Annotated in this window: 14 protein-coding genes; 12 read left to right on the top strand and 2 right to left on the bottom strand. The window is 41.1% G+C overall.

Annotated features, from left to right (window positions below):
• Positions 1-10: 10 nt before the first annotated feature.
• The 4 genes from glpK to dhaM all read left to right on the top strand — a co-directional run bounded on the left by glpK (position 11) and on the right by dhaM (position 3,715).
• Positions 11-1,504, top strand: a complete 1,494-nt coding sequence (glpK, locus tag BN988_RS09090; RefSeq protein ID WP_036575419.1) for a glycerol kinase GlpK — start codon at positions 11-13, stop codon at positions 1,502-1,504.
• Positions 1,505-1,690: 186 nt separating this feature from the next.
• Positions 1,691-2,686: a dihydroxyacetone kinase subunit DhaK gene (dhaK, locus tag BN988_RS09085; RefSeq protein WP_036575416.1), complete on the top strand. Its 996-nt coding sequence runs from the start codon at positions 1,691-1,693 to the stop codon at positions 2,684-2,686.
• Between the two features lie 30 nt (positions 2,687-2,716).
• Complete coding sequence (gene dhaL / locus BN988_RS09080) at positions 2,717-3,337, top strand: dihydroxyacetone kinase subunit DhaL (protein WP_036575414.1); 621 nt, start codon at positions 2,717-2,719, stop codon at positions 3,335-3,337.
• A gap of 3 nt (positions 3,338-3,340) precedes the next feature.
• Positions 3,341-3,715 carry a dihydroxyacetone kinase phosphoryl donor subunit DhaM gene (gene dhaM, locus BN988_RS09075; RefSeq protein ID WP_036575412.1) on the top strand — a complete coding sequence of 125 codons (375 nt, stop codon included), beginning with the start codon at positions 3,341-3,343 and terminating at the stop codon, positions 3,713-3,715.
• A 106-nt stretch (positions 3,716-3,821) separates the two neighbouring features.
• Here the strand turns inward: dhaM and BN988_RS09070 are convergent, their stop codons facing one another.
• Positions 3,822-4,301 (bottom strand): GNAT family N-acetyltransferase, encoded by a 480-nt coding sequence (locus tag BN988_RS09070; protein WP_036575409.1) that lies wholly within the window; start codon positions 4,299-4,301, stop codon positions 3,822-3,824.
• A 354-nt stretch (positions 4,302-4,655) separates the two neighbouring features.
• Positions 4,656-4,907: a hypothetical protein gene (locus BN988_RS09060; protein WP_036575398.1), complete on the bottom strand. Its 252-nt coding sequence runs from the start codon at positions 4,905-4,907 to the stop codon at positions 4,656-4,658.
• A gap of 133 nt (positions 4,908-5,040) precedes the next feature.
• On the opposite strand from BN988_RS09060, the gene BN988_RS09055 reads away from it, so the two are divergent.
• The 8 genes from BN988_RS09055 to BN988_RS09020 all read left to right on the top strand — a co-directional run bounded on the left by BN988_RS09055 (position 5,041) and on the right by BN988_RS09020 (position 14,957).
• A complete protein-coding gene (locus BN988_RS09055; RefSeq protein ID WP_036575397.1) occupies positions 5,041-6,795 on the top strand; it encodes a sensor histidine kinase in 1,755 nt (584 codons plus the stop codon).
• Complete coding sequence (locus tag BN988_RS09050; protein ID WP_036575396.1) at positions 6,782-7,507, top strand: LytR/AlgR family response regulator transcription factor; 726 nt, start codon at positions 6,782-6,784, stop codon at positions 7,505-7,507. The genes BN988_RS09055 and BN988_RS09050 overlap by 14 nt, the downstream gene beginning before the upstream one ends.
• 137 nt (positions 7,508-7,644) lie before the next feature.
• Positions 7,645-9,096 carry a carbon starvation CstA family protein gene (locus BN988_RS09045; RefSeq protein ID WP_036575395.1) on the top strand — a complete coding sequence of 484 codons (1,452 nt, stop codon included), beginning with the start codon at positions 7,645-7,647 and terminating at the stop codon, positions 9,094-9,096.
• A 199-nt stretch (positions 9,097-9,295) separates the two neighbouring features.
• Positions 9,296-10,882 (top strand): ATP-binding protein, encoded by a 1,587-nt coding sequence (locus tag BN988_RS09040; protein ID WP_036575394.1) that lies wholly within the window; start codon positions 9,296-9,298, stop codon positions 10,880-10,882.
• 17 nt (positions 10,883-10,899) lie between these two features.
• A complete protein-coding gene (locus tag BN988_RS09035) occupies positions 10,900-11,577 on the top strand; it encodes a response regulator (RefSeq protein WP_036575393.1) in 678 nt (225 codons plus the stop codon).
• A 332-nt stretch (positions 11,578-11,909) separates the two neighbouring features.
• Positions 11,910-12,920 (top strand): tripartite tricarboxylate transporter substrate binding protein, encoded by a 1,011-nt coding sequence (locus BN988_RS09030; RefSeq protein WP_036575390.1) that lies wholly within the window; start codon positions 11,910-11,912, stop codon positions 12,918-12,920.
• A 78-nt stretch (positions 12,921-12,998) separates the two neighbouring features.
• Positions 12,999-13,457, top strand: coding sequence for a tripartite tricarboxylate transporter TctB family protein (locus BN988_RS09025; RefSeq protein WP_036575389.1), 459 nt, complete (start codon positions 12,999-13,001; stop codon positions 13,455-13,457).
• Between the two features lie 12 nt (positions 13,458-13,469).
• Complete coding sequence (locus BN988_RS09020; protein WP_036575386.1) at positions 13,470-14,957, top strand: tripartite tricarboxylate transporter permease; 1,488 nt, start codon at positions 13,470-13,472, stop codon at positions 14,955-14,957.

The following is a 14,957-nucleotide window of genomic DNA, read 5'->3' as shown; positions in this document are numbered from 1 at the left end:
GGGAAATATAATGAGTAAAAAATATATCTTATCCATTGATCAAGGGACAACGAGCTCAAGAGCCATTTTGTTTAATCATGATGGAGAAATCGTAGAAACAGCACAAAAGGAATTTCAGCAGTTTTTCCCACAGCCAGGTTGGGTAGAGCATGATGCAAATGAAATCTGGACATCCGTACTTGCTTGTATCGCGGACGTGCTTCGTAAAGCAGATGCTGAACCAATAGACATTGCTGGTATTGGAATTACGAACCAGCGTGAAACAGCTGTTGTCTGGAATAAAAACACAGGAAAGCCGATCTATCAGGCGATTGTGTGGCAATCCAGACAGACAGAAGGCATATGTAGAGAATTAAGAGAAGCAGGTCACAACGAACTTTTCAATAAGAAAACAGGTTTACTACTTGACCCATATTTCTCTGGAACAAAAGTAAAATGGATTCTCGATCATGTGGCAGGAGCAAGAGAGAAAGCAGATAATGGCGATCTGTTATTTGGAACAATTGACAGCTGGCTTGTTTACAAGCTTTCCGGTGGAAAAACACATATCACTGATTACTCTAATGCATCAAGAACCCTTATGTTTAATATCTATGATTTAAAATGGGACGATGAATTGCTAGATATTCTAACTGTACCGAAAAGCATGCTACCAGAGGTGAAGCAATCGTCTGAAGTGTACGCGAATACCGCTTCTTATCATTTCTTTGGCCATGAAGTGCCAATTGCAGGTATCGCAGGAGACCAACAGGCAGCATTATTTGGTCAGGCATGTTTTGAAAAAGGCATGGCTAAAAACACATATGGAACTGGTTGTTTCATGCTCATGAATACTGGCGAAGAAGGCGTTAAATCTGAGCATGGATTGTTAACAACACTTGCTTGGGGTGTTGATGGAAAAGTCGAGTATGCATTAGAAGGTAGTATTTTTGTTGCCGGATCTGCAATTCAATGGCTACGTGATGGCTTGAAAGTAATTGAAAGCGCACCACAAAGTGAGCAGCTTGCTACTAACGTAGATTCTACAGATGGTGTTTACATGGTACCGGCATTCGTTGGACTTGGCACACCGTATTGGGATAGTGATGCAAGAGGAGCAATGTTTGGGCTTACACGAGGGACTACAAAGGACCATCTTGTCCGCGCAACGTTAGAATCACTTGCTTATCAAACAAAAGATGTGTTGGATGCGATGATTAAAGACTCTGAAATTGATTTAAAAACCTTGCGCGTTGATGGTGGAGCTGTAAAAAATAACTTCCTCATGCAGTTCCAAAGTGACATGCTGGACGTACCGGTTGAACGACCAGTTGTACAGGAAACGACTGCACTTGGCTCTGCTTATCTAGCTGGCCTAGCTGTAGGATATTGGAAAGATAAAGAAGAAATTGCAAAACAATGGAATATCGAGAAAACATTTAAACCAGCTATGACAGAAGGAAAACGCAATAAACTTTATTCTGGTTGGGAAAAAGCAGTTGCGTCGACAAGAACGTTTAAATAGAAACCCGTAAAGGGAAAAGAAAGGGGAAGCTCCATTTATCTTTATAAACAAAGGTAAGTAGAGACTTCCTCTTTCTCATATACAATGGAAAATGACAGAGTAAAAGAAATCGAAAAGAAGCACATTAATATAACGTGCATGATTGCTTGATTCATTGCAAACTTTAATGGAAGAGGAGAGAAGATAATGAAAAAAATTATTAACGATCCAAATCAAGTTGTACAAGACATGGTGCAAGGAATGGTAGCAGCTTACCCAGAAGCACTAAAGCAAGTACCTGAGACAATGGTTCTTGCTAGAAAAGATTCGCCTGTCCAAGGAAAAGTAGGGATTGTCAGTGGCGGAGGAAGCGGCCATGAGCCAGCACATGCTGGGTATGTTGGAAAAGGCATGCTTGATGCTGCAGTAGCAGGTGAAGTGTTTACCTCGCCAACACCAGATCAAGTATTGGAAGCGATCAAAACAGTAGATGGTGGGTCAGGCGTATTTCTTGTTATAAAGAATTATACGGGAGACGTTTTGAACTTTGAAATGGCAGCAGAACTAGCAGAAGCTGAAGGTATTGATGTGCAGTATGTCGTCGTCAATGATGATGTTGCAGTAGAAGATAGTTCGTTTACGACTGGCCGACGAGGAATTGCTGGAACAGTCTTTGTTCATAAAATTACAGGCGCAAAAGCAGAGTCTGGTGGATCTTTAGCAGAAGTGAAACAGGTTGGAGAAAAGGTGGTTGCCAACGTCCGTTCCATGGGGATGGCGTTAAAGCCATGTACTGTCCCGGCAGCTGGGAGTCCAAGCTTTGAATTGAAAGACGATGAAATGGAAATCGGCATTGGAATCCATGGCGAGCCTGGGATAGAGCGGAAGGAAATAGCCAGCGCAGACCAAATAGCAGAGGAATTAACCGCAAAAGTCTTACAAGATCTTGACTATACTACAGGCGAAGATGTTGCTGTGATGATCAATGGTCTCGGCTCTACTCCAGAAATGGAGCTGTATATTGTAAATAAACGGGTACAAGAAATACTAAAAGAGAAGGGTATTACCGTGTACAAAACATTTGTCGGGGAGTACATGACAGCACTGGAGATGACAGGATGTTCTGTCACCTTACTCAAGCTGGATGATGAGTTAAAAACATTGCTGGATGCCGATTCAGATGCTCCTGCTTTTCGTAGCTAATATTGGTCAACAAAGAAAGGAGGATTCGCAATGGAATTAGACGTACAACTCATAGTAGACTGGATGAAAAAAACAAATGAAAAAATGCAGGAAAACAAACCTTATTTAACGACATTGGATCAACCGATAGGGGATGGCGACCATGGGATTAATATGGCAAGGGGCTTTCAAGAAGTCGAAAACAAGGTAACAAAGGAAACCTATGAGACACCTGCAGATGTGCTAAAAGATATTGCCATGACGCTCATGTCAAAAGTGGGTGGCGCATCTGGCCCATTATTTGGAACAGCCTTTTTGAAGCTTTCCACTGCGGTAAAAGGTTCCGAAACGATCTCATATGAGGCTTTTGTTAACGGAATAGAGCAAGCAGTCGCAGGGGTAAAACAACGTGGTAAGGCAGAAGCTGGAGAAAAAACTATGGTTGATGTGTGGTACCCGGTTTCCGAAGCGCTCACGGAAGAGCAAGATTTTTCTGCAGAGGTTTTAGCAGAGACAGCAAAGCAGGCAATGGAGAACACGAAGGATATGCTGGCCACAAAAGGGCGTGCCGCTTATTTTAAAGACAAGTCACAGGGACATATTGATCCAGGTTCTGCCTCTTCCTTCTATTTATTCGAAGCATTAAGTGATGTACTGAAGGAGCGTGCATAATCGATGAGTTCTTATGTAGGTATTGTCCTGATTTCTCATAGCTCTAAAATAGCGGAAGGTCTCAAAGATTTAATTCGTCAGGTTATGACAGACGTACCAATAGAAACAGCCGGTGGCACAGATGACGGTGAGATTGGTACTAGCATTGAGAAAATCACAGGTGCGATAGCGGAAGCAGATAAGGGAGAAGGCGTGCTGTTGTTTTATGATATCGGTAGCGCGAAGATGAATGCGGAAATGGCAATCGAAATGAACGAGACAGAGCAGGCTCTCCTTGTCGAAGGTCCTTTAGTTGAAGGGGCTTATGTAGCAGCAGTGGAGTCAGGCATGGGGAAAACCTTGCAGGAAGTGCATGACGCTGTAAAGAAATCATTTTAAAATAAAATAGAGTAACAGCCTCAGGGGAGAAAATCCTTGAGGCTGTTTTCTGGATAAGAAGCAAGGAAAAAGGAATTACATATTTACCTTTCTTCATAAACCCCACTTATTTCAATTTTTTTATATACCAAGCATCCATTGCATCATGATCAGATCCCTCTAGTGCTTTATCAAGTAGCTCAAATCCTAATTTATTGTATAAGGAATTTGCTACCTCAAGCTTGTCTAATGTTTCTAAGTAACAATATGAATAATGTTCCTTCGCGTATGTAAGGGCCACATCCATCAGCTTTTTTGACAGTCCTATTCCTTGAGCTTCTGGTGCGATGTATAGCTTTTGCAGTTCACATACGTCTGCGGTCTGGCCATATGGACCAATGTCGACACCACCGACGACTACGTCATGTTCATTGACAGCAACCCAATAATTAGCCTTTGCTTGTTGCTGGTAAAATTGCGCCAAGCTTGCTAGTTGTGGATCATAATAGGCTGTTCCCGGAATGTCCAAATCAAATGATTCTAGTGAACGTTTGATAATATGTTCTATTCTTTGGTTATCTTTTACTTCTATTTCTCGAATGATCATGAAAATGCTCCCCCAGCGTATGCAATTTATAGTATTATTCTATTCACTTTCTTTCTACAATTCAAATTAATTAAAAGATATCGTGTAGTTTTTCTAACAGAAGTGTATATCAACCAACCAGATACATGTTATAGGACTCGAGTTTAATAGTTAAAGATTAGGAGATAAAGTACACAACATCCAGCGGAGGAAAATTTGTAGACTCCTAGGGGAGAAAAGGCCTAGATAAGGCCCCGCAGTGCGACAAGCACGAGGAGACTTAGCAGCCGCCCCTGGAAAGCGTAAAATTTTCCGTAGCGATGATTTAAACACTTCCCTCATCATTAGCATTTCTGGAGGATAACACTTCATCAATCATCCTCCATTCTTAGAAAAACTTTCTAATTCTCTCTCAATCTCTTCATCAGTCACCTCAACATTTTCTTCTTTTATATCAAGGTGTTTACTAATCATTGCTAGTTTTTCTTTAATAGATAGTAACTGGCTAATACCATAGAATAGCGACCCTGCGATAATGCCAAATGCAATTGCAATACCAAATACATTAAAGGGGATTAAGATATACCCTAAAATGGTACTAAAAAATATAGCTCCAAATAATTTCATTGATTTAACTCCTCCTTAGAAAAAACTTCTAATGCCATGATACCATGTTAGCGCTGCTTGTTAAGATCGTATTTGATAATGTGATATGATAAGCTAAGAATTTATTTTACGGATGGTTAGTGAGGTGCGAGCATTGATTGATCTACTTATAACGATGCTAGAGCGAATTGGTATTTTGGTAGCAGTTGCGTTTGTGCTGACACGTTTTCGCTTCTTCCAGGACATGATTCATCAAGATCAGCTTAATAATAGGAAGCAGTTTACTGCCATTCTCTTCTTTGGGTTATTTGGCATTATGGGAACATATTATGGTGTGGCCCTTAATACGGGTACTCTACTATTCGATAGTGTGACAATGGATCTCGCTGCAGAGGAAGCAATCGCAAATTCTCGTGTGATAGGGGTGGTCATTGCAGGCCTTTTAGGAGGCTATCGAGTAGGAATAGGAGCTGGACTTATAGCAGGGATTCACCGTTTAACGCTCGGGGGTTTCACTGCTGTTTCCTGTAGTTTAGCCAGTGTCATTGCTGGCGCTATGGCTGGTTACTTCAGAAAGAAAGGGAAATATTTAAAGCTCCCAACAGCATTTTTGATTGGCGCACTTGCAGAATCGGTTCAAATGCTCATTATCTTAATTCTCTCCAAACCATTTGAGATGGCGTGGACGCTCGTTCAGATCATTGGAATTCCTATGATATTGGCAAACGGGCTTGGAACAGCAATTTTCTTGTTAATTGTGCAAAATGTTGTGAAAGAAAGAGAAAATGCAAGCGCCGAGCAGGCTCAAAAGACGTTGCGCATTGCTGAGCAGACGATCGGTTACTTAAGACAGGGGATGACCAACCAATCGGCATTAGCCGTCTGTTCTATTCTTTATAAAGAAATAAATCCGAGTGCCGTTGCAATTACTGACAAGGAACTTATTTTGGCGCATGTCGGACTGGCAAGTGATCACCATGTAGCAAATACACCGATTCGCACGAAACTCACAAAAGAGGTAATTCAGCATGGAAAACTTGTCGTCGCCAATGATGAAACAATTCATTGCAGTGTGGAAGGTTGTCCGCTCGGTGCGGTCGTCATGGCGCCATTAAAAAGCCGTAATGAAGTTATCGGAACACTGAAGGTCTATTTCCAGTCGGAAAAACACATCACCAATGTAAATTTGGAGCTTATCTCTGGTCTCAGCTCCTTGTTAAGTACACAGGTAGAGCTAGCAGACACCGAAAAAGCTTACCAGTTAGCAAAAGAGGCAGAAATTAAAGCATTACAGGCGCAAATTAGCCCACATTTCCTGTTTAATTCCTTAAATATCATTGTTTCCTTAATTCGTACCGATCCAAAAAAAGCACGAAAGCTTTTAATGTCTCTTTCCCATTTCTTTAGGCAAAACCTAGCTGGAACGACCGCTGAGATTGTTTCCTTAAGACAAGAACTGGAGCATGTGAAGGCATACCTTGAAATCGAATCATCGAGGTTTGTAGACAAATTACACGTCACCTATGACATCGAAGAAGCGGTACTCGAAAACAATATTCCACCATTAACACTGCAGCCACTAGTCGAAAATGCGGTCAAGCATGGGATTAAGGAAATGGAAAAAGACGCGCTTGTTCATATCTCCATTAAGCGAGAAAAGGACAGGATTGTCATTATAGTCGAAGACAATGGGGTAGGGATTAAAGAGAGCAAGCTAAAGAACTTGGGCGAAACACAGTTTGAATCTGAAACAGGGACAGGCATTGGTTTGTATAATGTCAACAGACGATTAACGATGAAGTTTGGGTTGCGGGCAGGTATTCAAATAACCAGCAAGCCAGGTCATGGTACTAGAATTAGCTTAAATCTGCCAATTGGAATGGGGGAAAGAATGAATGAAACAAATTGATGTACTCGTTGTGGATGATGAGCGCTACGCACGCGAGGAACTAGTCCACCTGTTAGGTGATTTTAAACATATTCGCGTGGTAGGGGAGGCGGAATCGGGAGAGGATGCGATTGTGAAGAGTCTAACCTTAAAGCCAGACATTGTTTTTCTAGATATCGAGATGCCAAAAATGAACGGGATGGAAGCGGCCAAAGTATTACAGGAGTTAAAAAAAGCCCCGCTCATCATTTTTGCAACAGCATACCCACAGTTTGCGGCAGACGCTTTTCGCCTTGAGGCACTTGATTATCTATTAAAACCCTATGAAGAAGAGCAACTACAGGAAACGATTTCCCGTGTGGAAAAGCGGTTGTTTACTGCCGATGAGCAGACCATAGTTGCTAAAGGAAAGCTGTCGATTGAAACTGAAGGGGAAATTCATTATCTTAATCCAGCCGATATTCTTTATTTGTCCCGTGAAGACAAGTTTACTAAGATTTTTACAGCTGATAAGGAATACCATGTTCGGGCTACCTTAAAAGATTTGGAAGCCAGGCTTGCTGGGTTTGAGTTTTTTCGTATACATAAGAGCTATGTGGTGAACCTTTCCTATGTAAAAATGTTGACACCATGGTTTAATGGTGCCTACCAATTAAAGTTAGAAGGGAAAGAGGAAGCATTAGCGGTGAGTCGTAACTATGTCAAAGCACTTCGTAGCAAGCTGGAATTGTGAGACCAGCTGTGCATCTTGATTGTCTGCTAATGCATTTCAACCTCCCTTTGCAACATCTTACGCTAAATAAAGCCCTTTCAATGGTTTATGTCTTACACTGTATGTAATCGCATACATCGGAAAGAGAGGGTAATATTATGTATACATTTTTAGCTGGTATTTTACTTTTAATTATAGGTTACTTCACGTATGGAAAAATAGTAGAAAAGATTTTTGGAGTGAAAGAGGAGAGGGATACACCTGCTTATACAAGCAGTGATGGCGTAGATTACATGCCTATGAGTACACCTCGAAATTCTTTGATTCAATTATTAAATATAGCTGGTGTTGGTCCGATTTTTGGTCCAATTATGGGCGCACTATACGGACCAGTTGCTTTCATTTGGATCGTGGTGGGCTGTATCTTTGCCGGTGCGGTACATGATTATTTAACTGGAATGATTTCCATCCGCAACAGAGGCGCACATTTACCTGAGCTTGCTGGAAAATTTCTAGGTCGATTTATGAAACATGTTGTAAACGGTTTCGCTGTCTTGTTGCTATTATTAGTTGCTACTGTTTTTGTAACAGCACCAGCAGATTTACTTTATAATCTAATGAATGGCTGGGTTGCACTAGGTTATATTATTGGCGCCATTTTTGTTTATTATTTACTGGCAACCCTGCTACCAATTGATAAAATCATCGGACGAGTTTACCCAATCTTTGGTGCCTTGCTCGTAATTAGTGCAATTGGCGTGGCAGTTGGAATGATTGTAACAGGTGCTCCAATCCCGGAACTTACATTGGCAAATTTCCATCCGGATAATGCACCAATCTTTCCATTGTTATTCTTAACCATCTCATGTGGGGCTATCTCTGGATTCCATGCAACGCAAACACCAATCATTTCTCGTACAACCAAAGGGGAGAAACAAGGCCGTAAAATTTTCTACGGCATGATGATTGCAGAAGGAATCATCGCCATGATTTGGGCCGCAGCAGCCATGAGTCTTTTCGACGGACCAGTTGGCCTAAACGAGTTACTTAACAATGGTGGAACAGCAGCTGTTGTAAGCGAAGCTTCTACCTTAATGCTTGGTGCTATTGGTGGTACGTTGGCAGTACTTGGAGTTATTATCCTGCCAATCACGTCAGGAGATACAGCATTCCGCAGTGCACGTATGATTATTGCAGATTATATTCGTTTCCCACAGAAAAAAATAATGAATCGTCTATGGATCGCACTACCATTATTCGCTATATCAATTGCCCTTACTCAAATTGACTTTAACCTGTTATGGCGCTATTTCTCTTGGGCCAACCAGTCAACAGCAGTAATTGCCTTGTTTGTCGGATCCATGTATTTGTTCATTGCCAAGAAGAATTATTGGATTGCCTTAATTCCAGGTACGTTTATGCTAATGGCAACCATGACCTATATACTAAATGCTCCAATTGGTTTCCGCTTACCGATGAATATTTCATATATCGGTGCAACCATTATTACGATCGCACTTGTCATAACCTTCTTCTTAGCAGCAGTAAAGGCACGGAGAAAGAACATACCATTAGAAGAAGATATTACAAATTGGAAAAAATCAGCATAATGAAAAGGTATCAGGGAGACCTGATACCTTTTTTAGATAAGAAAGCAATTCTCTAAAAAATTCCTCGTTTTCCAGCCAATACTACCAGACTATTTTTCATTAAAATAGTCGCTTTTCAGTACACATTTACCATGATATGATAAAGCGATTACATAGATGAATTGCAAGTAGATATAGATTCATAGAAAGGGGAATATCTATGCCTCGGTTTTCTCTCCAAACAAAAGTCCTGGTGCTTATTACCACTTTGATTATGTTGGTCACACTTTTGTTAACCGCGATTAATGCCTATTTTGAATCCAAGGATGTGGAGGAGCAAGTAGGAGAGCGGGCGCTACAAGTTGCTACTACTCTTTCTTTTATGCCTTCCGTCAAAGCTGCATTTGCTAACGAAAACCCCGCGAACATTATCCAACCCATAGCAGAAGAAATTAGGAAGTTTATTGGGGCAGAGTTTATCGTGGTCGGGGATAAAGAAAGTGTCCGCGTCGCTCATCCTGATATCGAAAAGATTGGCAAAAAAATGGTCGGGGGCGATAATGACCGGGCCTTAATAGATGCAGAGTATTATACCTCAAAAGCAATAGGAAGTCTTGGTCCATCATTAAGGGGAAAAGCACCGATCTTTAATGACGAGGGAGAAGTTGTAGGAATTGTTTCAGTTGGCTTTATGGTGGAGGATATTCGTTCCATGATAGTTAGCAAATTGGTGAAAATAAGCGGAGCTTCTCTCTTCGTCGTTCTCATTGGTATAGGTGGAGGTATCGCGCTAGCTCGAAACATAAGAAAGGATACGCTAGGACTGGAGCCACATCAAATTGCCTCCTTGTACCGAGATAGAACTGCAATTCTTTCCAGTATTAGAGAAGGGATTATTGCAATGGATAAGACAGGGAAAATAAGCTTGATGAATGGATCAGCACGGAAAATATTAGGTTTACAAGGAGATCCGGAGAGTAGGCAAATTGAGGATGTTTTTCCAAATACCAAAATGTATGATGTGTTGCTTTCCAAGAATACTGGTCAAGATGAAGAATTTATCCTGAATAACCGGCAGGTCATTGTTAATCGCACCCCTATCATGGATGGAGATGAGGTGGTAGGAGTAGTTTCCAGTTTTCGGGATAAGACCGAATTAAATGAGATGATTAATACATTATCAGAAGTCAGACAATACTCTGAAGATCTACGTGCGCAAACCCATGAATATACTAACAAATTATATGTTATATCAGGATTGTTACAGCTTGGTCACTACCAGGACGCAATTGAACTTATTCAAAAAGAGTCACAGCTTGCTGCAAACCAGCATAAAGTGCTGCTTGACCAGATAAACGATCGTACCGTACAAGCCATAATACTTGGGAAAATCGGAAAAGCTTCAGAGAAAAAGGTAACGTTTGAAATCGATGAAAACAGTTATCTCGAACCATTGCCCGAAAAGGTGGATATTGCTAAGCTTATAACCATATTGGGAAACCTAATCGATAACGCCCTAGAGGCGGTAGCAGGTCAGACGGAAAAACACATCGTTTTCTTTGCAACCGATTTGGGAGAAGACATTGTATTTGAGATTGCGGATAATGGACCAGGTCTTCCTGAAGAAAATCTAGACCGAATCTTTAAGCAGGGCTATACTACAAAAACACATGATGAGCAGGCACATGGATATGGACTAGCCATTGTAAAAGAAACAGTAGAAGACTTGGGAGGGCATTTGGAAGTACACACGCAACCGAATGGGGGAGCGGTATTTACTGTGTTCATTCCTCGAGTTCATGGTTGAAAAAAGGGGGCAGACGTATGATACATGTACTTATTGTGGAAGATGATTACCGGATTGCAGGTATCCATGAAGAATTTTTAGAGAAAGTAGAGGGGATACAAGTAGTCGAAAAAGTGCTAAATGGGAAAGAAGCCTTGGAAATCATAGAAAAAGAGAAAATAGATCTTGTACTGCTAGATATTTATATGCCTGATATTTTAGGGTCAGAACTGCTACAAACCATTCGATCCTTAAACAAACAATTGGACATTATTATGATTTCTGCAGCTACCGAAGCAAAAATCGTAGGGGAAGTGTTACGCAACGGGGTATTTGACTATATTATGAAACCCGTAAAACTGGAGCGATTCATGGAGACAATGGAACGGTACAAAGAAGTAAAGGGAAAACTTGCAGCACAAAAGGAGTTGGACCAGAGTTTTCTTGATGATTATTTCGGCTATGGAAGTAGTGTGTCAATTATGGAAAAGCAAACACCAAAAGGTATTGACCCTCTTACACTAGAAAAAATAAAGCAACGCATACATACTTTAAACAATGGGGTAACTGCAGAAGAAATGGGTATGGAAATTGGCACTTCCCGAACGACTGCAAGGCGCTATCTCGAATATCTTATCACAGAGGGAGAGATCAAAGCAGAATTGGAATATGGCGTAGTAGGAAGGCCAGAAAGAAAATATCATGTTAAAAAGTAGTCAGCCGTGAGAAGAAAATAAGAAGGAGCGATCTTCACACCAAAGAATATTCATCTTATTACTCAGATTAGTATAAAGGTACTTGGCAGCCTATTATATTGGCTGGCTTAATTAAGCTAACCCTAAAGCGAATACTATCGTGTTCGCTTTTTTTATATTGCATCACAAGGACTTATTTTTCCCTCACAGACCCATGAACAAAATGACCAAAACGTATAGAAAAAACTTATTACCCATTATTTTGAAAACGGTTACATTATGATCATCCTACTTTATAGTGAGTGGTAAGTAATAATTATGTGAATTTTTTGATTTAAAGAGGAGGAATTTTTATGAAGAAGGTTTTTATAGGCATCGTATTTGTCATACTACTTATTTTCTCAGCAGCTTGTTCTGGAGGCGATGAAGGGGCAAGTGGAACAGAGGGTTCCAAAGAATGGAAACCTGAGAAGCCAATTGAGATTGTCGCACCTGCTGGGGCAGGTGGGGGCTGGGATACTACAGCCAGAATGGCAGCAAAGGTCTTTACGGAAGAAGAAATCATAGACAGTGATATTGGTGTGGTTAACAAAGCCGGTGGTGGCGGTGCAGTCGGTTGGGCTTATGTAGCTGGGCAAGAGGGAAGTCCATACAATATGTTTGTTGCTTCCCCGCCACTTCTCTTTATCCCGTTAAATGGACAATCGGAATATGGTCATGAAGACTTTACTCCGATTGCTAACGTGATAGCCGATTATGCAGCATTTGCAGTAGCGGCAGATGCCAAATGGGACAACTTAAATGAACTATTTGATGATATGAAGAAAGACCCTTCCAGTATAACAGTGGTTGGAACATCGTCACCAGGAAGTATGGATCACATTCAGTTTGTTCAAATTGCCAAGGCAGCAGGGGTTGACGTGACAAAAATCAAATACGTATCAGACCAAGATGGAGTCGGTTTGACACAACTTTTAAATGGAAGTGTGGATGTTTTCTCCACTGGGGTTTCTGAAACAGTAGAGCAAGTTAAAGCGGGGACAATCAAAGTTCTTGGGGTAACCTCAGAGGAAAGGCTGGAAGGTGAAGTATTGGAAGACTTCCCAACAGCTAAAGAACAGGGGATTGATGCGACGTTTGTTAACTGGCGAGGATTCTTTGGACCACCAAACATGGATGAAGAGGCGATAGCCTACTATGAAGAAAAGTTTAAAGAATTGAGCGATTCAGAGGCCTTTGCAGATATACGCAAACAGTTCGGGTGGGACGAAATGTACATGAATAGTGAGGAATACCAGCAGTTCCTTGATGAAAAAAAGGGAGAAATACAATCATTACTTGATGAATTAGGACTTGGCGAATAGCAATTTATATTAAGGGAGGTCAGTGATCAACTTTAGATCATTGACTTCTATCTATTTCACAAACCAGGTGGTGTAAGCATGTTAAAAACAGTGAATCAACGAATTAGTTTAGTTTTAATTGCCATTGGGATTTGTTATTTGCTTCTCGCATTTCAGCTTCCTTCGTATGCCTATGTGCCAGTCGATGCTGATGTAGTCCCCATAACACTAGGCATTCTTTTAATCCTATTGGCATCTTGCCTCTATTTTTCGAAAGACTCGGAAACAGAAGAGCAGAAGGCGAGAAGAAAAATTCCTAAGAAGGATATTGGAGCATTGCTTGCTGTCTTTTCCTTTATTTTTGTATATATACTATTTTTGGAATTATTGGGATTCGTCCTAATGACAATGTTGTTTATTTTCTTTTGTTCGTGGTTTCTAGGGTATAAAAAACATCTAAGCAATGCCCTTGTGTCTATCCTATTTCCGTTATGTATGTATGGGATGTTTACAGAGTTTCTTAATATAAGTCTGCCACAAGGATTATGGCCTTTTTAAGGAGGAATCTAGATGGGTTCATTAGAAGGAATTATAGCAGGGTTTCAAGTGGCTTTCAGTTTGGAAGGCTTGTTGTTTGTTATGATTGGTGTTTTTGTAGGTACTTTTATTGGAATGATGCCGGGGTTGGGCCCCATAAGTGCCATCGCGGTCATGATCCCAATTACGTTTGGAATGAATCCGGCGCCTGCGTTAGTTATGATGGCAGGTGTATACTATGGCGCTATATTTGGCGGATCAACATCCTCGATTTTATTAAATGCCCCAGGTGTGTCTGGTGCAGTGGCAACCGCATTTGATGGTTATCCGATGGCGCAACAGGGGAAAGCCGGAAAAGCATTGGCCATAGCCGCGATCAGTTCGTTTATCGGTGGTACGGTTAGTGTTATTCTGCTGATGCTACTGGCTCCGATGCTTTCAAGTGTTGCGATTTCGTTTGGTCCACCTGCCTATTTTGCATTAATGCTGATGGGCCTTACAGCTATTTCAAGTTTGTCTGAAGGTAGTACGATTAAAGCACTTATATCTGCTGTGGCGGGATTTATGATTGTCACAATTGGTATTGATGCACAAACAGGAACACAGCGGTTTACGTTTGGGAATGTAAACCTATTAGAAGGAATTGATTTTTTAGTCATTGCACTCGGACTTTTCGCACTTGCGGAGGTTTGTACGCTAATTATTAAACGAAAAGATCTTTCACAGGAAAATGCACATAAGTTGGGAAGTATGCGTCTCAGTAAACAGGATTTCAAAGACATGAGCGGCCCGGTAACACGCCACTCCTTTCTAGGATTTATTCTTGGCGTTTTGCCAGGTGCTGGTGCTACGATAGCATCTTTTATCTCTTATATTACGGAGAAGAAGCTATCAAAGAATCCTGAAGAATTCGGCAAAGGATCCGTCAAAGGACTGGCTGCCCCAGAGACAGCCAATAATGCGGCAACCAGTGGAGCGTTTGTACCGTTATTGAGCTTGGGGATTCCTGGGTCTGGTACAACTGCAGTGATGCTCGGTGCCTTTCTTGTGCTAGGTGTACAGCCAGGTCCACTGTTAATGACGGATAGGCCGGAGATTTTCTGGGGTATTATTGCAAGTATGTACATAGGGAATGTCTTCTTGCTGATCTTAAATTTGCCTCTCATTCCGTATTTTGCAAAGATATTAAAAATACCACGGCCGTTATTGATATCCCTTGTGATCATGTTTAGTATCATCGGCGTTTATGCCATTAGTTTTAATACATTTGATCTGTATATGTTATTGCTCTTTGGGGTCGTCGGCTTTGTAATGAGATTGTTTTCATTTCCGGCACCACCGTTTATTCTCGCGTTTATTCTTGGTGGCATGATGGAGCAGGCATTTAGGCAGTCCCTAACCATTTCCAATGGTAGTCTTACGGTATTTGTCCAAGATCCAATTGCGTTAACATTGTTATTTGTTGCCTTGCTTTCTTTCGTTTTTCCATTGATTCGTGTTGTCCGAAGTAGAAGAGCGTAA

This window comes from Oceanobacillus picturae, from assembly GCF_000612865.1.
Classification (GTDB): domain Bacteria; phylum Bacillota; class Bacilli; order Bacillales; family Amphibacillaceae; genus Oceanobacillus_B; species Oceanobacillus_B jordanicus.
Note: the sequence above shows the minus strand (reverse complement) of the source record. Positions and strands in the feature narration are given on the sequence as shown.

Bases quoted from the DNA above. Each gene is read 5' to 3' on its own strand.
- glpK (WP_036575419.1), top strand. From the start codon at position 11: ATGAGTAAAAAATATATCTTATCCATTGATCAAGGGACAACGAGCTCA.
- dhaK (WP_036575416.1), top strand. From the start codon at position 1,691: ATGAAAAAAATTATTAACGATCCAAATCAAGTTGTACAAGACATGGTG.
- dhaL (WP_036575414.1), top strand. From the start codon at position 2,717: ATGGAATTAGACGTACAACTCATAGTAGACTGGATGAAAAAAACAAAT.
- dhaM (WP_036575412.1), top strand. From the start codon at position 3,341: ATGAGTTCTTATGTAGGTATTGTCCTGATTTCTCATAGCTCTAAAATA.
- BN988_RS09070 (WP_036575409.1), bottom strand. From the start codon at position 4,301: ATGATCATTCGAGAAATAGAAGTAAAAGATAACCAAAGAATAGAACAT.
- BN988_RS09060 (WP_036575398.1), bottom strand. From the start codon at position 4,907: ATGAAATTATTTGGAGCTATATTTTTTAGTACCATTTTAGGGTATATC.
- BN988_RS09050 (WP_036575396.1), top strand. From the start codon at position 6,782: ATGAAACAAATTGATGTACTCGTTGTGGATGATGAGCGCTACGCACGC.
- BN988_RS09045 (WP_036575395.1), top strand. From the start codon at position 7,645: ATGTATACATTTTTAGCTGGTATTTTACTTTTAATTATAGGTTACTTC.
- BN988_RS09040 (WP_036575394.1), top strand. From the start codon at position 9,296: ATGCCTCGGTTTTCTCTCCAAACAAAAGTCCTGGTGCTTATTACCACT.
- BN988_RS09035 (WP_036575393.1), top strand. From the start codon at position 10,900: ATGATACATGTACTTATTGTGGAAGATGATTACCGGATTGCAGGTATC.
- BN988_RS09030 (WP_036575390.1), top strand. From the start codon at position 11,910: ATGAAGAAGGTTTTTATAGGCATCGTATTTGTCATACTACTTATTTTC.
- BN988_RS09025 (WP_036575389.1), top strand. From the start codon at position 12,999: ATGTTAAAAACAGTGAATCAACGAATTAGTTTAGTTTTAATTGCCATT.
- BN988_RS09020 (WP_036575386.1), top strand. From the start codon at position 13,470: ATGGGTTCATTAGAAGGAATTATAGCAGGGTTTCAAGTGGCTTTCAGT.